This is a genomic window from Halodesulfovibrio sp. (assembly GCF_015482765.1).
In the GTDB taxonomy this organism is placed as follows: Bacteria; Desulfobacterota; Desulfovibrionia; order Desulfovibrionales; family Desulfovibrionaceae; genus Halodesulfovibrio.
Map to the genome: position 1 here is coordinate 111,872 of NZ_JADMLB010000050.1, position 25,052 is coordinate 136,923.

At 44.8% G+C, this 25,052-nt stretch carries 21 protein-coding genes; 6 read left to right on the top strand and 15 right to left on the bottom strand.

Going from position 1 to position 25,052, the window contains the following annotated elements; genetic code table 11:
* Positions 1-24 precede the first annotated feature (24 nt).
* The 3 genes from QZY95_RS08060 to QZY95_RS08070 all read left to right on the top strand — a co-directional run bounded on the left by QZY95_RS08060 (position 25) and on the right by QZY95_RS08070 (position 3,709).
* Positions 25-384, top strand: coding sequence for a metalloregulator ArsR/SmtB family transcription factor (locus tag QZY95_RS08060; protein WP_290921839.1), 360 nt, complete (start codon positions 25-27; stop codon positions 382-384).
* Positions 385-410: 26 nt separating this feature from the next.
* The gene (locus QZY95_RS08065) at positions 411-857 is read left to right on the top strand and encodes an arsenate reductase ArsC (RefSeq protein ID WP_290921845.1); all 447 of its coding nucleotides are present in this window, start codon (positions 411-413) and stop codon (positions 855-857) included.
* 449 nt (positions 858-1,306) lie between these two features.
* Entirely contained in the window at positions 1,307-3,709 is a 2,403-nt protein-coding gene (locus QZY95_RS08070) for an acetate--CoA ligase family protein (protein WP_290921850.1), read from the top strand.
* Positions 3,710-3,763: 54 nt separating this feature from the next.
* Here the strand turns inward: QZY95_RS08070 and adiA are convergent, their stop codons facing one another.
* The 8 genes from adiA to QZY95_RS08110 form a co-directional block, all read right to left on the bottom strand.
* Positions 3,764-6,088 (bottom strand): arginine decarboxylase, encoded by a 2,325-nt coding sequence (gene adiA / locus QZY95_RS08075; protein ID WP_290921855.1) that lies wholly within the window; start codon positions 6,086-6,088, stop codon positions 3,764-3,766.
* A 27-nt stretch (positions 6,089-6,115) separates the two neighbouring features.
* Positions 6,116-7,534 (bottom strand): basic amino acid/polyamine antiporter, encoded by a 1,419-nt coding sequence (locus tag QZY95_RS08080; RefSeq protein ID WP_290921860.1) that lies wholly within the window; start codon positions 7,532-7,534, stop codon positions 6,116-6,118.
* 475 nt (positions 7,535-8,009) lie between these two features.
* Complete coding sequence (ptsP, locus tag QZY95_RS08085) at positions 8,010-10,493, bottom strand: phosphoenolpyruvate--protein phosphotransferase (RefSeq protein WP_290921867.1); 2,484 nt, start codon at positions 10,491-10,493, stop codon at positions 8,010-8,012.
* 4 nt (positions 10,494-10,497) lie between these two features.
* On the bottom strand, positions 10,498-11,127 hold the full coding sequence (gene dhaL / locus QZY95_RS08090; protein WP_290921873.1) for a dihydroxyacetone kinase subunit DhaL: 630 nt from the start codon (positions 11,125-11,127) through the stop codon (positions 10,498-10,500).
* Positions 11,117-12,223 (bottom strand): dihydroxyacetone kinase subunit DhaK, encoded by a 1,107-nt coding sequence (gene dhaK / locus QZY95_RS08095; RefSeq protein WP_290921878.1) that lies wholly within the window; start codon positions 12,221-12,223, stop codon positions 11,117-11,119. Before dhaK ends, dhaL begins: the two co-directional genes overlap by 11 nt.
* A gap of 159 nt (positions 12,224-12,382) precedes the next feature.
* Positions 12,383-13,240, bottom strand: a complete 858-nt coding sequence (locus tag QZY95_RS08100) for a DMT family transporter (protein WP_365971088.1) — start codon at positions 13,238-13,240, stop codon at positions 12,383-12,385.
* Between the two features lie 46 nt (positions 13,241-13,286).
* A complete protein-coding gene (locus tag QZY95_RS08105; RefSeq protein WP_290921887.1) occupies positions 13,287-14,399 on the bottom strand; it encodes an acyltransferase family protein in 1,113 nt (370 codons plus the stop codon).
* A 334-nt stretch (positions 14,400-14,733) separates the two neighbouring features.
* Positions 14,734-15,480 (bottom strand): sulfite exporter TauE/SafE family protein, encoded by a 747-nt coding sequence (locus QZY95_RS08110; protein WP_290921890.1) that lies wholly within the window; start codon positions 15,478-15,480, stop codon positions 14,734-14,736.
* 267 nt (positions 15,481-15,747) lie between these two features.
* Between QZY95_RS08110 and QZY95_RS08115 the strand changes: the two genes are divergently transcribed.
* Positions 15,748-16,506 carry an A24 family peptidase gene (locus QZY95_RS08115; RefSeq protein ID WP_290921893.1) on the top strand — a complete coding sequence of 253 codons (759 nt, stop codon included), beginning with the start codon at positions 15,748-15,750 and terminating at the stop codon, positions 16,504-16,506.
* A 264-nt stretch (positions 16,507-16,770) separates the two neighbouring features.
* Here the strand turns inward: QZY95_RS08115 and QZY95_RS08120 are convergent, their stop codons facing one another.
* Positions 16,771-17,853 carry a class I SAM-dependent methyltransferase gene (locus QZY95_RS08120; protein ID WP_290921896.1) on the bottom strand — a complete coding sequence of 361 codons (1,083 nt, stop codon included), beginning with the start codon at positions 17,851-17,853 and terminating at the stop codon, positions 16,771-16,773.
* A gap of 412 nt (positions 17,854-18,265) precedes the next feature.
* Between QZY95_RS08120 and QZY95_RS08125 the strand changes: the two genes are divergently transcribed.
* Both QZY95_RS08125 and QZY95_RS08130 read left to right on the top strand, forming a co-directional pair.
* On the top strand, positions 18,266-20,068 hold the full coding sequence (locus tag QZY95_RS08125) for a SulP family inorganic anion transporter (RefSeq protein WP_290921899.1): 1,803 nt from the start codon (positions 18,266-18,268) through the stop codon (positions 20,066-20,068).
* A 205-nt stretch (positions 20,069-20,273) separates the two neighbouring features.
* A complete protein-coding gene (locus tag QZY95_RS08130; protein ID WP_290921902.1) occupies positions 20,274-20,708 on the top strand; it encodes an HMA2 domain-containing protein in 435 nt (144 codons plus the stop codon).
* A gap of 57 nt (positions 20,709-20,765) precedes the next feature.
* Here the strand turns inward: QZY95_RS08130 and QZY95_RS08135 are convergent, their stop codons facing one another.
* The 6 genes from QZY95_RS08135 to QZY95_RS08160 all read right to left on the bottom strand — a co-directional run bounded on the left by QZY95_RS08135 (position 20,766) and on the right by QZY95_RS08160 (position 24,991).
* A complete protein-coding gene (locus QZY95_RS08135; protein WP_290921905.1) occupies positions 20,766-22,919 on the bottom strand; it encodes a heavy metal translocating P-type ATPase in 2,154 nt (717 codons plus the stop codon).
* 62 nt (positions 22,920-22,981) lie between these two features.
* A complete protein-coding gene (locus tag QZY95_RS08140; protein WP_290921908.1) occupies positions 22,982-23,332 on the bottom strand; it encodes a hypothetical protein in 351 nt (116 codons plus the stop codon).
* Entirely contained in the window at positions 23,332-23,538 is a 207-nt protein-coding gene (locus tag QZY95_RS08145) for a hypothetical protein (protein WP_290921911.1), read from the bottom strand. The genes QZY95_RS08140 and QZY95_RS08145 overlap by 1 nt, the downstream gene beginning before the upstream one ends.
* A 111-nt stretch (positions 23,539-23,649) precedes the next feature.
* The gene (locus QZY95_RS08150; RefSeq protein ID WP_290921913.1) at positions 23,650-23,925 is read right to left on the bottom strand and encodes a hypothetical protein; all 276 of its coding nucleotides are present in this window, start codon (positions 23,923-23,925) and stop codon (positions 23,650-23,652) included.
* 119 nt (positions 23,926-24,044) lie between these two features.
* Positions 24,045-24,356 (bottom strand): HMA2 domain-containing protein, encoded by a 312-nt coding sequence (locus QZY95_RS08155; protein WP_290921917.1) that lies wholly within the window; start codon positions 24,354-24,356, stop codon positions 24,045-24,047.
* Positions 24,357-24,412: 56 nt separating this feature from the next.
* Positions 24,413-24,991 (bottom strand): hypothetical protein, encoded by a 579-nt coding sequence (locus tag QZY95_RS08160; RefSeq protein WP_290921920.1) that lies wholly within the window; start codon positions 24,989-24,991, stop codon positions 24,413-24,415.
* Positions 24,992-25,052: the final 61 nt, after the last annotated feature.

The following is a 25,052-nucleotide window of genomic DNA, read 5'->3' on the forward strand; positions in this document are numbered from 1 at the left end:
TATAGAAACGTACTCGGGATGATTATGCAAAAAATTACTCAAACACTGAAAGCGTTATCTGACCAGAACAGGCTGCGCATTGTTTATGCGTTAATGGAACACAATGAACTCTGCGCCTGCCAATTTACAGAACTACTCGGTATTGCCGGTGCGACAGTATCCAGACATCTTGGTGTCTTGCACAACGCAAACCTAGTACAATTCAGAAAAGAAGGTCGCTGGATTTTTTCAAGCCTTTCAGAGGATCTTGAATACGTAAAACCACTTCTTGACTGGGTTAATGAACATGCAGGCTACTGTCCTGAAATTCAACAGGATAAAAAACATTTACGGGATATTCTCTCCAACGCTCCGGAAGATATTTGCCGTAAACAGCGTGGATAAATTTTCTTTCCTAAATAGGAACACCAATGAAGGATAAAATAAACATTCTCTTTTTATGTACCGGAAACTCCTGCCGCAGTCAGATGGCGGAAGGCTGGGCTAGACACCTCAAGGGTGACGTGCTCAATGCCTATTCGGCAGGAATTGAAACTCATGGGCTCAACCCCAATGCGGTTAGGGTTATGAAAGAGGCGGGTGTTGATATTTCATCACATACTTCACAATTGCTGAGTGAATTTGATGACATCAATTTTGATGTAGTCGTAACAGTTTGCGGCCATGCGCACGAAACATGTCCGTACTTCCCAGGAAACGCAAAAGTCGTTCACGTAGGCTTTCCTGACCCACCTGCAATGGCGAAAGAACTTGCGGAAAATGGCGCATCCGAAGAAGAGCAGCTGGAATGCTATAGAAACGTTCGCGACGAAATTAAAGCGTACATTGAAACTCTCCCAGAAGCATTGAAGTTATAAAATCCTCAGTGCATCAACTAAACTATCTCTATATTTTCAGAATATTGAAACAATAAAGACAACTCTAATACGTTTTGTCACACAATTGTCACAGTGAAAATATACAGTAATTTCGTCAGCCATTGGCAATTATGGCGACAGCAACTCTATTCTGCGTCTTACCGCATGGTCCAGCAACTACCATGCAAAAAGACACCTGATCGGGGCAGGAAACCTCTCTCTCCCTGCCCCGATCATCTAATCTCCCTTCCACTACTCCATCACCGACCTCCCAGCATTCACTGGGATTTTTTTTATGTAATCAAATTTGAACGTGCTAAGTTAACAACTTTTATTCGATACACACTCTTCATTTTCTACATAGTCGAAAAGAAAAACAGACCGAAGACAAAAACGTCAAAACTTCGTACAGTTATTTTTCTTACAGAATTTTTCCAAGCGAGATGGCTATGAACACAATGATCGACTATGAGAAAATCACGCAGCTATTTTCTGCTGCCGAGACAGAAGGCAGAGACTTTCTGTACGAATATGAAGTATATAATCTGTTAGCAAACTCTGGTGCTGAAACACCACCTATTGCCAACCTTCTCCCTCGCGGTGCTCGTTTTTCAGACGAAGAACTCATGGCAATTCCGGGTGAAAAGGCGGTTCTGAAAATTGTTTCGCCTACCATTATCCATAAGACAGAGGTAGGCGGAGTGCGCATTGTTGAAAAACAGCCTTCGAAAATTCGATCCGCTGTCCGAGCTATGCAATATGAAGTACCGGAGAACTACGCAGCGTATATTGAGCGCAACCCAGACCATGCTCCTGAGGCATACAAGGGGTTAACCGGTGATGCTCTAATTAAAGCGATCAGCCGCGATTTAAAAGGCGTTTTACAGGTTCAATTCATGCCGCCTGACTCAAGTGCATTTGGCAACGAGCTTATTGTCGGACTTCGTTACACCAGAGAATTCGGTATGGTTATCAGTGCCGGACTCGGTGGCACTGATACTGAACTGTATGCAGAACGTTTCAGAAAAGGACAGGCTATCGTCGCCGCATCAACTGAACTGGTAGATGGTGAAGCCTTCTTTGCACTGTTCCGCAAAACAATTTCGTATCGAAAACTGGCTGGTCTCACCCGAGGACAACGCCGTATTGTTACAGATGAACAACTCATTGAATGTTTCAGTTCATTTATCGAAATGGGGCGCTTCTACTCTCCTACGAATAACGATGCTCCGTTTACCATTCAGGAACTGGAGATCAACCCGTTTGCTTTTACAGACTACCTCATGGTTCCCCTTGATGGTATGTGCCGCTTCGGGAAAGCCGAAAAGCCAGCCCACCCACGCCCTATCAATAAAATTGAAAACTTACTGCATCCTGAGCGCATAGGCATCATCGGAGTTTCAGCAACCCGCCGCAACTTTGGACGCATTATTCTTGAAAACATCCTCGCTGAGGGGTTTGACAAAGAAAACGTTACTCTGATTCGCGATGGTGTGAATGAAATTGACGGTGTGCGCTGCGTTCCAAACCTTGCCAGTCTCGACCACAAACTCGATCTTTTTGTTGTTGCCGTCTCTGCCGCTCAAGTTCCTGCTCTTGTCGATGACATTATCAGCCTTGATGCTGCACAAAGCGTTATGCTTATCCCCGGCGGCATGGGCGAAACAGAAGAAAGTCAAAAGAAAGCCGCAGAATTAATTGCCCGCATTGATGCGACACACGCACAAGGTGACGGTGGACCAGTTTTCCTCGGAGCAAACTGCATGGGTGTTGTTTCACATCCAGGTTCCTACGACACTTGGTTCATCCCTGAAGAAAAATTACCGAAAAACCGTACTGCTACTCCACACAGAGCTGCACTTATCAGTCAAAGTGGTGCATTTATGCTGCACCGCTACAGCCAAAGCCCAGAGCTGCACCCAAGCTATATGATCTCCATGGGCAACCAGACAGACCTCACGCTTGGAGATATGGTTCGCTACTTTAAAGACGCTGATAATGTTGATGTAATTGCAGTCTATGCGGAAGGCTTCAGTGACTTGGATGGTCTTGAATTCTGCAAAGCCGTTCGTGAAGCCATTCATAACGGAAAAGAAGTCATTTTCTATAAGGCAGGACGAACCCCTGAAGGCAAAACTGCCACAAGCGGACACACAGCCTCTTTAGCCGGAGACTACATGGTTTGTGAAAGCTGCGTACGGCAGGCTGGCGCTCTGGTGGCAAGAACCTTCCAGGAATTTCAAGACCTTTTCCTGCTAGCAGAAATGTTAAATAACAAAAAAATAGCCGGTAACAGGCTTGCAGCAGTCAGCGGTGCTGGGTTTGAAGCAGTAGGCATGGCAGATTCAATCCACTCTGATGATTTTAAAATGGATCTTGCTCAGTTCGGGGCAGAAACAAAACAAGCTATTGCATCAATGCTTGAAGCAAATCGTCTGCAATCTCTTGTTACAATTCAAAACCCGCTTGACCTCACGCCAACAGCAAATGACGCCCTTCACACAGAAGCGGTAAAACTTCTTGCTGAAGATAGCGCGGTTGATTCCATCATAGTTGGACTTGATCCTTTATCGCCTGCAATGCATACGCTCCCAGAACCGACTGTCCCTGCATTTTCCATGAACGATGCAAACTCTATTGCTCAACTCTTAGTTGATGTTGCCAACAATTCAACTAAACCGATCGTCGGAGTTATTGATGGTGGCAGACTGTATGATCCACTTCGAGATCATTTTCTTCAGAACAATGTTCCTGTGTTCCCTGTATGTGACCGTGCTGTAACAGCGCTGGCACTCTATTCCGAAGCACGTCTTCGTGTTGAAGAAATCCGAGCCACTAACGAACACTTTTAAAAAATAAAATGCCCCTGAAACACGAAGTGCTTCAGGGGCATTTTGCTTACATTCTTACTTACGACGCCTCCGGTTATTCACACAAAGGACATGATACTTACCGTCCTTAACTTCGGCTCCTTCCGTCACATGTTCAAATCCGGGGAAAGCTCTGTCCCAATCTTCAAGATGCGCCAAATATTGAATTGCCGGACATTCTTTCTGAGCACCGAAAGCTTCGCCTGACATTATCATCGGGATACCAGGAGGATACGGAAGCAATGAATTTGCAGCTATCCTGTTTCCAAGTTTGTCAGAAGGGATCAATTCAACTTCCTGCTGTACTATCTTTTCATATGCATCACGTGGCTTCATTAGCGCAGAAAAAGTTCCGGTATACGCTTTATCTAACGCCACATGCATTTGCGATGATTTCAAAAATGCAAACATCTCATCACCTAATGCTTTTAGCGTCATATTTTCATATTTTTCAGGATACGCCTGATACAAGTCCGGCAAGACTTCACGAACAGTATCTCCTGAATCATAATGCTCCTTAAAACGAATTAACGTATTCAAAAGCGTTCCCCATTTACCTCGGGTTATTCCCATGGAGAACAAAAACATTATTTGGAAGTCTGTGGTACGGGTAGGAACAATACCAAAACGAGTAAGATACTGTGTAACTAATGCAGCCGGAACACCGCTTTCCAACAAGTTACCGTCATCTCCCATTCCAGGAGCAAGCAAGCTGACTTTAATAGGATCAAGCATGCACCAATTTTCTTCATCCAGATCAAAGCCATGCCATGTATCCTCCGGCTTTAAACGCCAGCAGTTCTGATCTTTGGTCAGCACATCTACTGGAGCATCTTCAAAAAGTACCCACTCTTTTTCGCCCTGCTCAGTCACCTGTACATATTCAGGGTTCCACGGCTTAAAAAACCAGTCTTTATGATTGGCATGCTCCCGCCAAATACGCGCCACAGCCCTACGGAAGTCAACTGCTTCCTGAATAACTTCCTGCGTAAGGGACTCACCGCTTTCACCAGACATCATTGCTGCCGTAATATCGTTTGAAGCAACAATTGAATACAGCGGTGATGTTGTTGTGTGCATCATATACGCCTGATTAAACATCGAAGGGTTAACATTCTTACGCCCTTCCCGCACATGAATATAAGAGGACTGTGAAAGTCCGTTCAAAAGCTTATGCGTTGAATGGGTCGCAAAAACGGTAGCACCTTCATGTTCTGCCGGATCGCCATGCATGGCAAAATGCTCTTCGTACATACCATTAAATCGGGCATACCCGTACCAAGCCTCATCAAAATGAACGATGTCTGTTGACTCTTCCAACAACTCTTTGGCTTTCTTGGCATTGTAACACAATCCATCATACGTACAGTTTGTTACAACGGCGTATACCGGCTCACATTTATGACACCTTGCGTGCATCTGCTTCACAAGGGAAGACTCCTCCACCGCTGCGGCTAATGCTTCAGGCTTCATTGAAGAAGCATGAATAGGCCCAATGATGCCGTATCTATTTCTCGTCGGAACCATATACACAGGAACGGCACCCGTCAGAATCAAACCCTGCTCAATAGACTTATGACAATTACGATCAATCAACACGATGTCATCATGCGCAATACAGGATTGCATAATGGTTCTGTTTGATCCTGAACTTCCTACTACAACATTGTATGTTTGATGTGCCCCGAAAACTCCCGCCGCATATTTTTCGCTGTCACCAAATGCACCAGTATGATCCAAAAGAGACCCGAGTGACGCTCTCTCAATTCCCATATCTGTCCGAAAAAGATTTTCTCCGTAGTAATCAAAAAAAACACGTCCCACCGCAGATTTAGTGAACCCAATACCACCCTGATGTCCCGGTGCAGCCCATGAATACTCTTTAACAGCACTATACCGCATCAATGCATCCATTAATGGAGGAAGCATCTGTTTACGATACCGACGTATAGCAGCTTCAATTCGACCCGCAATAAAGTCAGCTGTATCTTCTACAATCCATACAAACTCATCTACCATCTCCATTAAATGACTCGACATTGCACGGGTTGTCTTCTCCCGCTCAGCAATCAGAAACACCGGAACTCCGGCTTGCCTTGTATGGAGTTTTCGGATTAAGCGCTCTGCCTGACGATACTCCTCATCATTTTCATTATGCATATTGGCACTTAACAACAAACAATCAACCGGAGTATTGGCCTGTAAAATAATTCGTGCATCACAAAAACTATATGATCTGGTAATACGCACATTCTGCGCCTCTAGTTCATGCATAAGCCGTTGCACAGCATTACTCACATAGGTCTCAGCTTGTGTTGTTTCATCCTCTGCCACTAACACATGGAAGTCTGTTACAGACATGCAATACTCCTTACTGCTGTTACATCATTACTTACCGAGACCAAAAAAGATTGCCGCCGCAACGGCTATACCTACAAGCACAATTGCGCCTGCTTTTTCCCAACCAATAAAAAGCTGCTTTCCCTCTTCTCTTTTTGCTTTCCAAAACACACTAATGCCCAAAGCAAAAAAGATACTGGAAAGAAGAAGGAATTTTGGAGTAGCCGCATACAACAACCAAACCGCATACACAGCAGCAAACCCACCTGCAAAAAGAGCCATATTTCTAGAAACGGGCTGATCCAAGGGATAACGCCCCTGAATACATAACTTACTCAAATAGATTGTACTCACAAAATACGGATACAAAATCATAACGCCCGTAATATCCAACAAGAACAGCCACGCATCATTTGCAAACAACACGACAAGCATTGTCAGCTGCATACAAAGACTTGTTACAATCAAGGAGACATACGGTGATTCGTGCCTATTTTCTTTAGCAAAAACTTTCGGAAAAACACCATCTTTAGCCGCCACATGCGGAACTTCTGCAACCATTATTGTCCATGAAAGCCAACTGCCCAACAGAGCTATAATGACTCCTGCATTAATAAGTGATGCCCCCCATTTTCCCACCAAGTGCTCCAGCACATATGCCGCGGAAGGATTTGGGAGCTTAGCAAGCTCAGCCTGAGTCAAAAAACCGTAAGGAAGGAGGGAAATAAGCGTATACAAAATAAGACATAAAATAAGACTTAAAATGGTTGCCCTGCCTACATCATCTGCATTTCGAGCCCTGCCTGAAACAACAACAGCCCCTTCTATGCCGATAAATGCCCACAGCGTGACAAGCATCGTACTTTTTAACTGCTTTCCTAACCCGCCAAGCCCAGCAGATGCCTCTCCCCAAAAGTTCATAGAAAAATGCTCTGCGGAAAAAAACAATGCAACTATGCCTACAAATAAAAACAACGGCAGCAACTTAGCCACCGTTGTTATAATATTCAGAATATTTGCTGCGGACACACCGAACAAACAAATGATGCACATACTCCAGATAAGAAATGAGCCCCCGATAAAGGCTTGGAGCTGGGCGCTCATAATTTCAGGAGGGAAAAAATACGCTGCCGCGTCCATTGTCAGCACTGCATAACCTACATTGCCAAAAACAGCGCTCAACCAATATCCCCAAGCCATTTCAAAACCTACAAAGTCTCCAAACCCTTCACGTGCATAGGCATATATTCCAGAATCAAGGTCTGGACGTGCATCCGACAGTGCCCTGAAAGATGTCGCGAGAAAGTACATTCCAAGTCCGGTGAGTACCCATGCGAGCAGCACGGCACCAGCGGCTGCGCCTTCCGACATATTCGACGGCAAATTATAGATGCCGCCTCCGATCATGGCACTTACCACAATGGCTGTAAGGCCTATTAATCCAAGTTTTTTTTGTCGCTCAGGCATCCACTTTCTCCGCTAAGCTGTGAAGATTATTCAACGCATAACATTACTATTCAGCAACACAGTCCGTTACAAAGAAATGATTTATCGCAACCATCGAAAAATATTTCTATTCCTTGAATATAATTTGAACGACCAACCAATAACTGTGTGTCTTTATTGCAACAATTTAGTGTCAAACAGTGGTGGAGTTTTTTTTTCTGGAGATAAGTCATAACCTGTGAAAGATATTCGCAATGAATGTCTTAGCGTTGTTCCGGTCACAGTCGCACTAACCCGGCGATGGTACCTCCCAGAGATGGATTCTTTTAGATTAAGTGTAATTCATCCCTAAAAAAATTCCGGAACTTACCCCACGCATTTTAGAGACAACCAAGACAGAAAAACCCACCTGGCAGCAAGTGGGTTTTTTCTATTGGTAAATACACGACACAAGCATACGCCCCATAGAGCCGCACACTCATAAAATATGCATCCATCACAACATGCAGCAATGCATTGATATCAAAGTCTTTACGCTATTAGCATCCGGTAGCTCCATCGCTTCCAATGCAACCTCTCTGGCATCAGCAGTCACAATTGTCCGAATCAAATCCTTTGTCTGCTCCAATGAGGTCGCCGATACCGCAAGCGAATCCACTCCCAAGCCTACAAGCACAAACACAGCTTGCAAATTACTTGTAATCTCACCACCAACGCTCACCGGAATTTCTGCATCATGAGCAATGCGGATTATGTCACGAACAATTCTAAGTATCGCGGGATGTAATTCTGTATACTCAGTACCAAGAACAGAATTTTTTGCGTCATACACCATGACATACCGAGCGAGATCATCTCCGCCTAAAACAAAGAAATCTGCTTCACGCGCTAATTGATCAGCCAAAAATACTGATGACGGCACTTCAATAACAACACCGACCTCCACATTAGCAGCACAAGGTACGCCTTCCTTTTTCAGCATCGCCCGCGCTTCATTTATGATTCCATAAACTTCGCGTAACTCTGTCAATTGAGAAACCATGGGGATCAGCATTTTGATGGGGTACGCGGCAGCTGTACGCAAAAGAGCCTTAACCTGTTCTAAGAACATACTCTTATGGGCAAGACTGTATCGTACGCCTCGTTTATCAAAACAAATGTTACGCTCTGTCGAATCACTCTCCAGATACGGCAACGCATTTTCTCCACCTAAGTCTGCCGTTGCAATAACAAGCGGCTCTCCTTCCAGCAGCCCAGCCGCTGTAGAATAAACACGGTACTGTTCTTCTTCTGAGGGTGCACTGTCTCTGTTCAAATACAAATATTCAGTACGCAAAATGCCAATACCATCCGCACCGGCTATTAGAGAATCCTGTATGGTATCAGCAGAGTTAACGTTAACCTCAACGCGCACACTCTTTCCGTCACGAGTAACAGCAGGCTCAACGGCCTTTGAACGAATTTCCTGTAAATGCTCGTCCCATTGAGCACGCAACTGTGCAATTTTCTCTCGCTGTCTTGAATCCGGAGAAATCCACACCTCGCCGGTCGAGCCATTCAATCCGACAATATCTCCGTTTAACAATGATTCCACCAATGCTTTTACACCGGCTACTGCCGGAATCTTAAGAGCACGCGCAAACACGGCAACATGAGATGTTGCGCCGCCTTCCTGCGTCACAATGCCAAGCACCTTCTCTTTATCAAGATCAACCATGTCGGATGGACCAAGGTCGCTCGCAACAAGAATAGATGGCTCTGTTATCTCCGGCCCATGAAATTCTTCTCCTGTAAGAGCGCGTAACACCCGAGCGCCTACATCCAGAACATCTGCTGCTCTTCCACGTACATACTCATTCTGAAGAGTACGATATCGTTCCATTGTCTTTTCAATGGTCTCTGCCCATGCAGACTCTGCATTGTATTTAGACTTGGTCATCAAATCGTGAGCTGAGCACGTGATATACGGGTCATCAAGCAACATACTGTGTAACGCAAAAAACTCTGCCTCCTCTGCGGAATCTGCACTGCCAGAAGCTTTATGTTCAAGCTCTGCCAATTCAATCCGTGCCATAGCAATTGCTTCAGCTAAGCGCACCATTTCGCCTTCAGAATCCGCAACAGTTGTCCGTTCAATTTCCGGTAGCGTTGGTCTGTACCAGACAATAGGCCCCAATGCGCTCCCGGGAGCGGCCGCAATGCCACCTTGAGACATACTTGCACCACGCAGTCGAAAGTCCGGTTTATCTACATCACCAAAGTTCTCACTTGCCAATGCCAGCAAAGCAGAAAGGGCATCTTTAGAATCAGCCCCTTGCGCCCTGAATTGAACTGTCTCCCCCTGTTGTACCGTAAGCATGGTGACTTGGTTCAACGAGCGAGCATTCGCGCTTTCCGATCCACGAATAAGCCAAACATCTGCAACATACCCGCCCAATGTTCCGGCTATACGTGCTGCGGGACGAGCATGAAGCCCCAGCTGATTAGGAATAACAATAGAAATTTCTTCGCTTTTATCCCGTGGAGGCGGCATTTCTTTGTTTTTTGTTGCAGCATACAAACCATCAGAATCTATGCCTAGCCGCTTGGCTTTTGTAGGAATAATTGAAGCAATTTCTTTTAAAATTGTTTCTATATTTTCCCCCAAAGAAATTTGAACGGCTGCAGCAAGAGAGCCCTCCACGAATGGTGCAGGACTTAAAAATACATTTTTTTGCTCATCATCGGGAAGTAAATCAACGGCAGTCTCCGCAGTGATCACAGCGCTGCCGAAATCCATAAGAACGATCACGCCATCACCCTGCTGTGCTGTTTCTATCGCACTCAACACGACAAGCGGATTCGTTCCAATTGGGTTATCGTCATCGCCCGAACCTGCAGCCACAACAACCGGAACAGTGCCCTGTGTCATTTGTTCAACAACATCAAGAATACCGGAGACAAGGCGCTTGCTATGGGAAACTAAGACTAAACCAACCATAGTATTACTCTCTTATACTCTCATACAACGCATTAATCAGATAATAGGATGATGTCGCGCCGGGGTCCTGATGCCCGATACTTCGTTCGCCAAGATAGCTGGCACGACCTTTTCGAGCCAGCATAGGAATTGTTGCTTTCATACCTACCTCCGCAGCACAGACGCAGGCAGCCAAAATCTCAACAAATTCCATTTCAGCTTCCAGACACAATTCGTACTCCCGCAAAACGGGCGCCCAAACATCATACATAGTCTTATCATTTTCTTCTGTTCTTCCTCGGGCAACAAGCCCTTCCACTCCTGCATCAAAAAAAGTCAGAACAGCCGAAGCATCAAGAGCTTCTGAGGTTCCAACGGTTGCTGCGCCTTTCAAAAAAAGCGTTCCGTATAAGGGCCCGCTCGCTCCCCCTACAGTCGAAAGCAGCACCATGCCCGCATGTTTAAATATTTCCTGCAAGGTCATGGCACCCATCACCGGTAATTCAAGAGCTAATTTTCCAAACCCTCTGTTCATATTAATACCATGATCCCCATCACCAATTGCTGCATCTAAAAGATGCAGCTCCTGCTTATGTTCCGCCATGGCATCTGCGGATTTTTCAAACCAGATCAACACATTCTTTTTAGTCAGCATTGCTCGTTCCACATGATGTTACATCATCACAAGAAGGAAAACACAGTCCCGGTGTAACCGCACGGGCATCCCATAATCTTACCATCTCATCATCAGCACGCAGCATAGTTATTGAGCACCCCTGCATCTCCAATGATGATATGTACGTCCCAACCAGATTCCGTTTAATACTCACACCTTTTTCATCACACAGCTCTGCGAATTTTCGGTATACACCATACAGTTCGCCAGGCGGTGTACCGCCCATTCCATTTACAAGCACAATAAACGACTCACCACGGGAAAACGGTGTGCTTACCAACTGTACGTCCTCCCATTCACCGGAAGCTGAATTCATTTCACGAGCAACACGTACATATTCTGGATCTGAAAAAATATGTTCAACCATCAACTCGACAAGGATATCTACTGACGCCATGCACCTACGCTCTACGCCCTGCTCACCATGAATCCCAATACCCAGTTCGATCTCATCATTATCCAGCAAAAACGTTGTCTCACCTGCTTCTGGTATAATGCATGAACTCAGTGCGACCCCCATGGAACGACCATTTTGATTTATCCGCCTGCAAAGATCAGCGCATGCTCCTAAAGAATACCCTGCCTGAGCCGCTGCGCCTACAATTTTTTCCGCAAGTACTGTAAGACCTACCCCACGTCTCCCTGAGGTGTGCCCACCGCCTTTCACGGCCACATCATCATCAATCAAAATGCATTGAACCTGAATACCGTCCATTTTGCACAGCTCGGCAGATGTTTCAAAATTAAGCACATCTCCTGTATAATTCTTAACAATAAACAACACGCCGGCACCTCTATCAACATGCTTTGCACACTCATACATCTGATCTGGGGTGGGCGATGTGAAAATTTCTCCAGGGCAGGCACCATCCAACATACCGAACCCGACGTACCCGCAATGAAGCGGATCATGTCCACTTCCTCCACCTGAGACCACCGCAACCTTGCCTTGAGGAATATCCTTTCGACATACATACCGTGGCGCCAAGCTTAAATGAAGCTCCGGATGTGCTGCTGCCAGCCCAAGCAATTGTTCATTCACCACATCAGAGGGATTATTAATAAGCTTTTTCATGAGAATCTCCGGAGTTAACTGAAGGTGCATCTTTACAAGAGACAGCTATACTACCATGGATGTTCACACGAAATCGTGGATTATCTGCTCCTTTTCTAGAAATAATCCACAAAAAAGGGCTGCCCGCGGAACGGACAGCCCAATTGTTTCTAAAGCACACTATGCTTTGTTGTTGGCTGAGTTGGTTAAATATACACCTGTAACAACCAGCGATACCCCTGCAAGCAAGGATATCGACAACGGTTCTCCAAGAAAGAACCATCCCGAAAGAATAGCTGCAACCGGAACAAAGTTAATGAAAACAGAAGCTCTAGATGCACCTATCTCGTTAATTGCCTCATAAAACCATGTAAAACCAACCACAGTTCCCAACACACCCAGATAAAGAATGCACATAAAATGAGAAACTGTATAACTGGCAAAGTCTCCTACCAAGCCTTCATATAAGGCAAAGGGAAACAACATGATTGTCCCTGTAATGCAAGAATAGGTAATTGCAGCATGCGGTGTTAAAAAGCCCATCATACGTTTTCCTAACAAAGAATAGGCAATCCAACTGGCTACACCACCAAAAATCGCTAAATCCCCGCTGCTGAGCCCTCCGGAAAATAATGAAACCGGATCTCCACGAGAAATTGCAATAGTAGCTCCAGTTACAGAAAGGCATATCCCCACCCCCTTACGCGGCGTCAACTTTTCTCCAAAAAAGAGCGCTGCAAGCAAGGTTATGAAGATCGGATTTGTTGAAACAATAACTGCAGCCCTGCCGGCAGGTACTGTCTGCAATCCAGTAAAAAAGAATGCGTTATAGGCGAAGACGCCGGTTGCCCCTAAAAGGCAGACGCCGACCCATCCTTTTTTATCCAGAACAGGCAATCCACCGGCTCGTGAGTACATAAACCAAACAAGACAGATTGATGCTGTTAAAAAGCGCAAGAACGCAGCGGAGAATGCCCCCATTCCACCTGCAAGCATACGACCTGCTACGAATGTGCCTCCCCAAAAAAACGCGGTCATGATTAACTTTCCATACACCATCATTTCTGTTTCTCTCCCTCAAATGTTAAAACATGCGCTTTAACCCCGGAGCCTTACGCAAAACATTTGCAGTAAGGAACCAGCAACCAGCCATGGTTACAGTAAAGATCAAAGCAGCCTTTGTATAAATTGACCATCCAACCGGAATAAGCGCGTAAACAGACCAATACGCTATCAGTCCGTGCAGGTAATAAATCCCGTAGGAATTCCTTGCTGCTGAGCTCCAGAACCGTCCGTTTCCGTTAATCCATGTTTTAAAGACAGCCAACCCTGCCATAAGGAAAGCAAAGCAGTACACCGAAAAGATACACGCCAAATAGAACTGACGTTCCATCAGCGGCACTTGTGAAGTTGCAAAAGCTAATTTCACATTGATGTAGATAACCATTGCTACGAGCAGAAGAGGAACCCAGAAACGTTTACGGGGAGAATATCCGCCCTCAATAAACCAATTAGACTTCCACGCCCAGATTCCTAAGCTGAAGTACAGTATCTGCATGACAATACGTTCCTGTTGGAACGAAATGAGGTAGGTAAAAAACCAGCCATCAAGAGGATAAAACTGTAACGCAATAAAAAACGTTGTTCCTGTCACAACGATAAACATCGGGAAGAGCCATAACGGCACCTTTTTGGTTACCCGCTTGCTGTTGCGCAATGCCGGCACACATTTCCAAACGAGAGCCAGACCGACAAACATCCAGAACAACGTTGAAAGGAACCAGTAAACTGAGTGCTGAAACGCTTCTGTCCAAAAAGTTTTTGTGTAGAAGGTAAAGAAATCTACCGGAACATTCCTCGTAAACGGAATCATAAATGCTGTATGTGGGACAATAAAGACAATGGCAATTAACCATGGTAGGAAAATACGCCATATTTTTTGTTCCAGAAAAACATTCAGACCGTGCCTGTTAAGCGACGGCAGCGCAAAATACCCTGCAATGAAGAACATCACGTGCATAATCGGCACGTCAGACAATGCAACAATCATGGTAAAAAAGATACTGCGCTCTGGATCTACCACGTACCACCATGAAGGAGCATACATCATATAGGACAGTGATACATGCATCAAAACAACGATAAAAATAACAGTCGCACGAAAATTATCTAAAAAATATAAACGACTGCTCTTCATAAAACACCTCCTTGTCTCACATCTATTTTTGCACCTCTTCCACCACAAAAGAGAAAGTGCCCCTCCTTACACACCTACTTGCTATAAAAGAATAAAAGACTCACGAGCAAGTTATTTTTTATTTTTCACTGTTTTTTCAGTTTGTTACAAAAATAACGTGTCGTTACACAAAAACAAAAAAGCGTGCTTTGTTTGCTAGGAAACAAAGCACGCTAAGAATAAAGCTCATATCGCGGACGAAAAAAACTACGATCAGCAGCAATCACCGTAGCTAGACGGATAATTACTTTTATTCATCAACATATACGACGTAAATTTTATTAATTTTAAGATGTTACGCAAGCGCAGCAAATTGTGTAACAGCACTCTTCAAAATAATGCAGGCCATAAACGCAAGCATACCGAAAAGCACCTTTCTGTATGTAAATTCACCTATTCTCCTAGAAAAGAGCACGCCAAGTCGCACTCCTATCAAAACCGAAGGAGCCGCAGCAGCAAACATCAGGACAGTTTCTTTAGTCTGAATTCCAGCATATGTTTGTAAAGAAATTACGAGAATACCGGACACAATGAAATAACTGGCAATTCCTGCTTTTACAGTGTCTTTTGCCCAGCCTGCAAGTGACGTATAGACGATGGTCGGCGGCCCGCCCATACCAATTGAAGAACTGATTGCTGTGGAACAAAACCCAGCAACAACGCCCCACCCTTTATGAATAACCTTCTGCTGCTTTCCTTCAAAGAAAAGTCCCCACAAGGCATAGATAAGCAAAAAGACTCCCATTCCAAGCTTAAGATAATGAGCAGGCAACTCCTGCATCATGGAAATCCCTACGAATGCTCCGGGTACAGTTCCCACATAAATCGGCTTGAGACGGTCAAAATCAATATGCTTACGGTACGTCCACACCATTTGAATACATAAAGCCACACCTAAAATAGTACAACTCGGCACAGCAAGTCGCAAAGGAACCATTGAGGTTACAAGCGGCATAGCAATAAGTGCAGCACCAAATCCGGCGATACCATTAATAAAACCACCGATGCCCCAGCACAGTGCTACAAAAAGCAAATGTTCCATTATATACTCCGTCGCCTGAACTTCATCAGGCCGTTAATAACTGCGAGCACTTTGGGATAAAAAAGGTAAAATGTTAAATACTAATTTATGAGATTTGTCATAGCTTAAAACTATGGATACGTATCATCTGAACGTAACAAAACAAGAGCTCAGATTTTTATCTAATGCTGCCAAGATGCTATAAAGAGATGCCCTGCAAGGGTGGACAACGCCCCTTCATCATGCCAAAGCACACATACTATTTCATAAAAATAAAGGCATTAAACAATGTACGTATTATTTGCAGCAATCACTGGTCTCATTTTAGGAAGTTTTTACTCTGTTTGCGTAAGTCGTTACGGGACAGAAGCTTCCATTTTTTATCCCGTCCGATCTCAATGTCCAAACTGCAAGGTACCGTTAGGTATTTCTGAAAATATTCCCCTCGTTAGTTTTCTGATACAAAAAGGGCACTGCAAACATTGCCACACTAAAATTTCACTGTTCTATCCGTCACTGGAACTCATATCTATGGTATGGAGTATTCTGGCAATATCAGGTGCTTCCAGCTATGCTGAATGGCTTCTTTTGCTACTTATCGGGGGCATCTGTATCGTTGCTTCTGCTATTGACTTACGGACATTTATTCTTCCAGATGTACTAACCTATTCCGGTGCTATTATCGTTCTTGCTGCAAGCTACACCGGCATCCTTCATGTCGATTTTCGACAAGCACTTCTAGGCGGCTCTATTGGAGCCTTTTCCATGTGGGCAATAGCCGCACTCTACAAATTAATACGCAAACGTGACGGGCTGGGACTTGGCGATGTAAAATTTATGTTAATGCTCGGAGCAATGACAGGGATACATCAACTTTCAACATTCATCCTCATCGCCAGTATCTGCGCCCTTCTCTTCACACTCATCACGACGAAAGGATCTTCCAATATTTCTACACGATACATACCATTTGGCCCATTCCTCGCCGTAGGAGCCGGTATTACGTACTTGTACGGAGAACAGATAACGTTCTTTCTACGCCATTAAAAAACGCTGATGAACCTTCAGTCCGTCAGCGTTTCCTTACATTTTTTATTAGAATTAAACATATTATCGAGGAACATGGTCTATATTCCGTTTCGACTCTATGATACGGATTATGTTCACTTCACAAATTTTCATCAAGTAATCCAACCAGATTGACAACAACGGAATAGATTATCTGCACCTCTGTCTTTTCCGTTGTTTTTGAATTCCCATTGGGGGATTCAAAGGCCGTGGGCATACCTTCCCGTTATGCCTGCGGTCTGTTTATTTATGGCATAAGTAGTGACTATTAAAGCCATCTTCTGGAATATCAGTAACCTCGACAGAACTAAACCCAGCGGCCTCACATAATGCCAATGCCTGTTCTTTTCCCCACATCATTCCCAGCCCCATCCCATCATTCACCAAGCCAACTGGCATGCAATGCATTAAACTCACGGTATACAAAAAGGCGCCCATAGGATGATTCTTATTCTGCATGACAGATGAACTTGCTTTGATGTCTACCATAGAAAACACACCTCCAGACTTGAGCATTAATTGAATATTTTTCAATGCTTCAAAAGGTCTTGTTTGATCATGGATTGCATCAAAAGCCATAATATAGTCAAACTGTTCCGCCTCAACCACTTCTGCACCGGCATCCTGAAGCGTAAATATCACATTGGTGAGACCTGAAGCAGCAGCGCGTTGTTCAGCTTTGCGAATACTTTTCTCATCAATATCAAATCCGACAAATTTTGAATGAGGAAATGCCTGAGCCATCAGGTTCAAAACCAATCCGTCAGCACAACCTATATCACAAACAGTAATCCCCTGATGCAGTCGCTCTACGATAGCTCCACCCTGAACAGACGGCAGAAAGGTATCAATCAACACCTGCTCATGTTTTGCATTCGCTAGCTCTTCCATAAAGGCATAAAAGGGCTGATACTGTTCATATCCAACCCCATCACCAGTACGCATTCCAGACTGAATTTCATTAAAAGCACAATGAGTGAGAAGAGGAATCTCCTGAGTATATACGCCCATATTGGAATTGCCTCCGCCCCGGGTTAGAAGCGGTACATATTCCTTTGGCAACATGTAGAACTCGTCATCATCTTCTTCAAAAACTTCGACTATTCCTCCTGTGACCATGACTCCCAGCCATTCTTTGAGATAACGCTCGTCTAAACCGCCTTGCATGGCAATTGATTCACACGGGGCAGGTTCATCAAATTTTGAAAGAGCTTCAAATGCACCACAGGCATAACCGATGCCCATTGCTGTGTTTAATGCTCCGTAATTCAGGATATCACTCAGTTTTTGACTAAACTGTTCGGTTTTCTTTGCAGAAGCTTCCATTAGTCCTCTCCTCAACATTGCAGAAAGTACGTAAAAATATTCGGAACAATGGAAGTACCACCTCTCTTACAATGACTCAACACACTATAGTTACAAGCAAAAAAACAGAGCAGCCTACTCCTCAATTTTTCTCATGAATACGATAAGAATTTTGAAATAGTTTGAATCGCTTATTAACTATATATTCATGAAGAAGGGCGACACTTGTACCGCATACAACTCAACGGCTTTCCTGTTTGAACTGATTACAAAATGAAAACTTTCTCTTCTGATTTTCATTTGAACACACAGTATGTTGAAACTCTGCCCTAGCAACCGTCTTTTATTACACTGTTTTGACAGATCGTTGATACGAATTTTTGTCTTAGTCACCCTCTGTTAAAGTAACTTAAGCGTTAAGAAGGATACTCCGGTGGTTACAGCTTCAATCTACACAAAATTATTTCCATTTCTCAGCTGGATACAAACGTTTACCAAAGAAACGCTTAAACTGGACTTAAACGCAGGGCTGAGTGGGGCTATTATCGTACTCCCTCAAGGTGTCGCCTTTGCAGCTATTGCAGGGCTGCCACCGGAATTCGGGCTATACTCTGCCATTGTTCCAGCTATTGTTGCCGCTTTGTATGGCTCATCGCGCCACCTTATTTCCGGCCCGACGACGGCTATCTCTCTTGTTATCTATGAAAATTTGAGCCAGTTTTATTCTCCGTTTTCCGAAGAATATATCGGGGCTGCCTTTTCTCTTACTCTTCTGACAGGGATTATCCAGTTCCTGTTTGGTCTGGTGAAATTGGGAACACTGGTCAATTTTGTCTCGCATTCCGTTGTGGTCGGCTTCACAGCAGGAGCCGCCGTACTTATCGGCTTCAGCCAACTTGGTAACTTAACCGGCGTCACATTTCCTTCAGGCTCAGCATTTTACGAAAAGGTTCCGTATCTTCTTAACAACTTGGGTGAAATAAGCACCCCAGCCCTTGCTATTGCTCTTATCGCACTGCTTGTTTCTGTTCTCCTACAAAAAGTTGCACCTAAGCTCCCCGGTATGCTTATTGCTCTTATCTCCGGCAGTATTGCGGCGCTTGTTTTTGGTGGAGCTGATGCAGGCATCAAACTTGTCGGCGCACTCCCGTCTCAGCTTCCACAATTTGTGGTTCCTCACCTTTCCATGGATACTGTACACCTTCTTGGCTCCAGCGCTCTTGCCATTGCCATCTTAGGATTAACAGAAGCTGTTTCCATTGCCCGATCAGTTGCAATGCAGTCCAAACAACATATCGATACAAATCAGGAATTCATCGGACAGGGACTCTCAAATATTATCGGCAGCTTTTTCTCTTGCTATGCTGCTTCCGGTTCCTTCACCCGAACCGGTGTAAACTATACAGCCGGTGCTCGTACCCCCGCTGCAGCGGTATTTGCAGCGTGCTTCCTTACAGGCATATTGCTGCTTATCGCTCCTGTAACAGCCTACCTTCCGATTCCTGCAATGGCTGGAGTACTGATGGTTGTTGCTTTCAAGCTAATCGATTTCCACCACATTAAAAGCATCATGAAGACAAGCCGCCAAGAATTCGGCGTTATGATCGTAACGCTTTTAGCGACGCTTTTTCTGCACCTTGAATTTGCAATTTACGTCGGTGTTGTTCTTTCCTTGTTACTCTATATCAACAAGACATCACATCCAGAGCTGGCATCAATTACTCTTCAACGTGATGAAGCAGGAATTTCCTCTTTTGTTGAAGTGACAAGTGAAAAAATTCGAGAATGCCCACAAATTAAAATTGTTCGATTACGCGGAGAAATTTTCTTTGGCGCAACAAACAACATTGTTGAGAGCCTTCACAAAGAAATTGATGAATGCCCGACTCAAACCAAACTGTTGGTCGTACTCAAGGCTGTAACCTTCATCGACATTGCAGGGTGTGAAATGTTTGCAGCAGAACGGGATGCTTTTCGTGAAAAAGGATGTGAAATGTACCTCTGCTCGCTTAATAAAGAAGTACGCGGAATGCTTAAACGTGCCGGAGTGCTCAAGCAGTTCGGGCCGGATCATCTCTTCCCTAATAAGCGTGTAGCCATCAAAAAACTTGCCGCAGCTGTGGACACCAGTAAGTGTGTTAATTGTACTGCACGCATCTTTGATGAATGCCCTACTCGTATGACAAAGGTATCGCCACAATTACACAAATTTACTCCGTGCTCTGAATTCAATTAACCACTGTACAGAATAAAGTACGTACATGAATCAGCAAGTACCCTTGAAACTGAAAACAAATATCGTTCGCACTGCTATTATCTTATCGTCTTGCAATGAAAGCAAAAAATGCTATATGCATGCAAAGAGAGAACCGAGTTAGTATATAATACTTTGTGACAAATAAATTTCACGTACTGTATCGGTAGCACAAGGAGTTACTACTATGAGCACAACAGCCGTACACCACGCACGATTCCGATTTCGATGCGAATCCCTTAAGCTTGATGAGCGTGCAGACGCAGTAAAAAGCGCATTAGCAAAAACAAAAGGGGTTGCAAAAGTAGCTATTAACAAGCGCGTCGGGAGCGTTCTTGTACTGTTTGACCGTGCAAAAGTTCAGGCAGAACAACTCTTCTCTACTATTGTCACGTCATTAGGACTTGATCCTGAAGAGGTGAAAGAGAAACTTCGCGAACTAAATCGTGCAGTTTCCGGACGAAAGGGACGACGCATCATCAAACGCGGTCTTATGGGAGCAGGACTGGTAACGTTAGGTATGCTGACCATTTCAGAAAAGGGACATGCAATAGCGGGTGGCGTTTGGCTAACCTTACTTGCAGCTCATTTGTACCAGAACAAGCGAACACTCTTTTCATAATAACAAAAGAGCCATGCGAAAACGCATGGCTCTTTCTTTTTAACTTCGTAGTTGCATCTATTCAGATATAGCCAACTGAGGAGCACGACGCTCCGGTAACATTGGCCGCATTGAATGAACACATGTTAAAACAGTACCTGAGTTATGCAGCAGCGCCATTAACGCCGGAGTGATAATGCCGGTAACACCAAGTCCGATAAACAACGTGTTACTTGCCACAATAAACATAAAGTTCCGTTTAATGCGGCGCATGGTACGCTTTGATATGTCCATTGCATCAGTCAGACTATCGAGCCTTTCACCTGTCAACATTACATCACACGCTTCACGGGCAATATCTGCACCGTGCTTCATGGAAACACCGACATCCGCTGTAGTTAATGCAGCAGAATCATTAATTCCGTCGCCAACCATCGCGACAGTGTACCCCTGCTCACGCAAGTTGTTTATTAAAGACGTTTTTTCATCCGGAAGAGCCTGTGCATAGTACTCTTGGATATCAAGATCCGCCGCAACTGAAGCAGCTGTTTCTTCTCCGTCACCTGTAAGCATGATAATGCGTTCTACGTCCATGTCTTCCAGTTTACGGATAAACTCAGCGGCATCGTCTCGTACAGGGTCTTTGATTGCAATAACACCGGCAAGCTCATTCCCGCATGCAAAATACAACAAAGAAAGTCCGGCACCTGAACACTCTGCAATCACATCTTCAGCATTTTCAAACGAAATGCCTTCATCCTCATTCACAAAATGCTTACTGCCAAGAATGGTTCGATGCCCATCCAGTGTTGTAGCAATACCGTGTGCAAGGATGTATTCTACTTCAGCGTGATCTTCAGAATGTACAAGCCCTGCTTCGTCCGCTTTTCGAACAATTGCATCTGCAACCGGATGCGGAAAATGTTCTTCCATGCATGCCGCCTGTTGCAATACAAACTCTTCTGAGTACCCATTCAAAGCACAGATACGAACAACTTCTGGCCGCGCTTCCGTTAACGTGCCTGTTTTATCAAGAACAATAGCGTCTAACCCTGCAAGCTGCTCAAGATACTTTCCGCCCTTGATAACAGCACCATTATGTGCTGCCTCAAGCATGGCAGAACGGACTGCCAACGGAGTAGCAAGCTTAATTGCGCATGAGTAATCTGCAAGCAGAACGGCCGCAGCCTGCGTTACATTTCGGGTAACGGCATACACTATCCCTGAGAGGATGAAGGAGAACGGCACAATCTTATCAGCCATCTGCACGGCCTGACTGTGGATATCCGCTTTGCGTTCGTCTGATTCCGTCAAGATACGGGCAATCTTAGCAAAGCGAGTATCATTGCCGACAGACTGTGCGTACACAATAATACGCCCTTCCTCGACAACTGTTCCCGCATAGACTTCCGCTTCAACACTCTTCTCAACGGCAAGCGGTTCCCCAGTCATTGAAGACTGGTTCACTAATGCTGTCCCGTCCGCAACAATGCCATCAACAGGAATCCTTGAACCTGATCGGACAACAACCAGATCGCCGGTAACAAGTTCATCCGATGAAATAGCTACCGGCTCATCATCACGCATAACCCATACCGGTTTCTTATCACCACTGAACAATGCAGCGATATCACTACGTGATTTTTCCTTTGTCCACTCTTCCAGCGTTTCACTGATGTCGAGTAACAAATTGATGGTTCCAGCAGTATTAAAATCGCGCATGGCAAGAGCTGCACCAATTGCAGCAGCATCAAGCACGTTGACGTCAAGCTTACGCTGACGCAACGATTTCACACCTTCCCACAGCAATGGAGCAACATTAAATGCTGTCCAGTACGGACGCAGTGTCAAAGGCATAAACATACGCGTCATGTAATGGTTCATGACTTTTTTAGAAATGATCCAAACCGGATTTTCTATTTCATCTTCCGGTTCGTCTTCCTGTACAACCACAGGAACCAACGCTCCGGTCTCATCATTCACCTGAGTTGCAATTCTGGATGCAGCCAGCGTTTGCGCCATTCCTTCAACAACATCGATAAGAAGTTGTGTCAGATCGTTATTTTTCTCAAATGTAAGCAGCCCGCGTTTTGTGCGAGGGTTGTACTCAACCGCGACTTGTGTATCTATCTGATCAAGCGCTAACTCTGCCTGCTGTTGTAAAAGCTGGACAGCCGCAGGAGTTCGCGCTGAAAACCGGATGCGCCCCGGAAAACTTCGTATAACCGTCATGTATTCTCCGCCACTCGTTGTGCTTGTGCACCAAGCCCGCACAATGGTCTAACTGAGTAACCCTACTCACCTTTCTTTTCTGAAGAATCAGTTGTGCTTTCTTCTTCAGCTTCCGGAGTGACTTCCACTTCTTCCTCAGTTTCCTGAGCTTCGATTACTGCTTCTTCCGCTATGTCTTCGGCTTCAGGCGCATTTTCTTTTGCCTGCTCTGCTTTATACTTAACTTCTGCCATGTAATCTTCGATGTCTTCCTTTACGGTCTCAACACGGGCAAGAACATTTTCAGCCAAGCCACACCCACCGTTGATCACGCCGGAAACAAGCTGTTGTCCTTTTCCACTCTTAACCATTGCAAGACCGGCAGCACCTAGCACTGCACCTGCAAAAAAGTAAGCCAATCTATTCACAGCCATTACTTAACATCCTCCTCTGGAGTATTTGCAGCGGGGACAAGATCTCCTAAATCTTCGACCTGCTGCTCAATAAGCTCTTTTCCCTTATCAAGAGCAAGATCGAGTAGTTCATGAAGTTCATCCCTGTTTTTCCAAGCCAGATACCCAACAGCGCCAACTGCGGCGCCTGCGGCTACCAGCAACAATTTTTCTGAAAGTTCTTTCATGCTGTGTACCTCCAACAACGGTAAAAAAAGAGTCTTTGCAGTACATGTTACCGCAAAGACCTTTCAGTCAAAAGCTTATCAATAAAAAAACTCTATCATTATACTCTACTACTAACAACTATACGATATAGGTTTCTTTCCATACGTGTTAGCATTCATATTTTTCATAAACACATTCAGCACACCATGACAGATTGCCTGACCGACCCCTAGATTAAACTGATTACAAACCATCACCCCACAAAGAGACAGCAGCAGTCCATAATCCCGACATCGAGAGCGTTTTTTCACATCGCAAACGGAACAAGCAGGTGCAGCAGGGTCAAAATTCATTTTGTCACACTGTGCAGCAAACCGTTTTGCTTTTTCTTGAATATGTCTATCCATGATGTGCCTCCTGTTTATTCGTACCCTCCTTTTAGTGAAAACGATTATCATCGTCAACATAATATTTTCCTATAAAAAAACCCCTGTCAAAAACAGGGGCTAAAAACTTTTCGCTACGCTTATTCGTCATAGAGAAGAGCATACAATTTTTCTACAATTTCAGTGGCAGCATCATCAGTTGGTGCGTTCACCAGGTCTTCAAGTAACGAAGGCGGAATTCGATTTGCATCATACTCAATAACGACTGACTTAGAAAAAATATTCACGCTTGTTTTCTTTACAGCGTCAGGCATTTCCGGAGCTGATTTTACCAACGCCAATGCCTTTGGATCTGTCATGATTGACCTGTCGAAGACTATACGAATTCTACCCGGAATATGATGTTTTACAGAAAGATATTTTCGTAATGCAGCAACTGTCTTAAAATCCATACTTTCCCCCAGTCTTTGTGCGCCGCCAAAACATGGTAGCTGAAAACTACTTTGTATTATTGTACGTCAGGCAATGAAGACGCAGAACGAGTTGTATCCTCATCAACGCTTTCAACCGCTACGGCAGGCTGCTCAACAGAATTTTGAGTCAAGACACCTTGCTCTGCTACAGGCAACGTTTTTGCCTTCTGAGGAAGAATCATATCTGCTACGGCATTGGATAATGAATCCAGAACAGATTCGGAAGACTGGTTGGAGCCGCCTTTCATGCCACCTTGCTGACCTTGGCCACCACGACCGCCACCTTTACCCATACCTCCACCGCCGCCGCGACCTCCTCCACCGGAAAGTCCCATCAGCATAGAAGGAAGAGCATCGCTGCCACCGCTGAGTCCCATTACAGCCATAGTTGCCAAGCCTGCACCGCCGCCTTTGCTTCCTGAAGCCATGGTTGAGACTGCTGCAACACCGCCAAACATGATACCTTGCTTAATTGCACCCGCAACTGCTTCTTTCTGTGTTGTTTCACCGCGTTTAACGCTCAACCAACCTTTTACACCGCCAATACCTGCACCAAGAAGAAGTCCCAGCCCCGCAGCTGCAACAGGAGACTTTGGAAGAAGATTTTTAACCATACTAAACTACCCCTAAATAAAAATACGCGAACATCTGTTCCCGTTACACTCTCAATAAGAC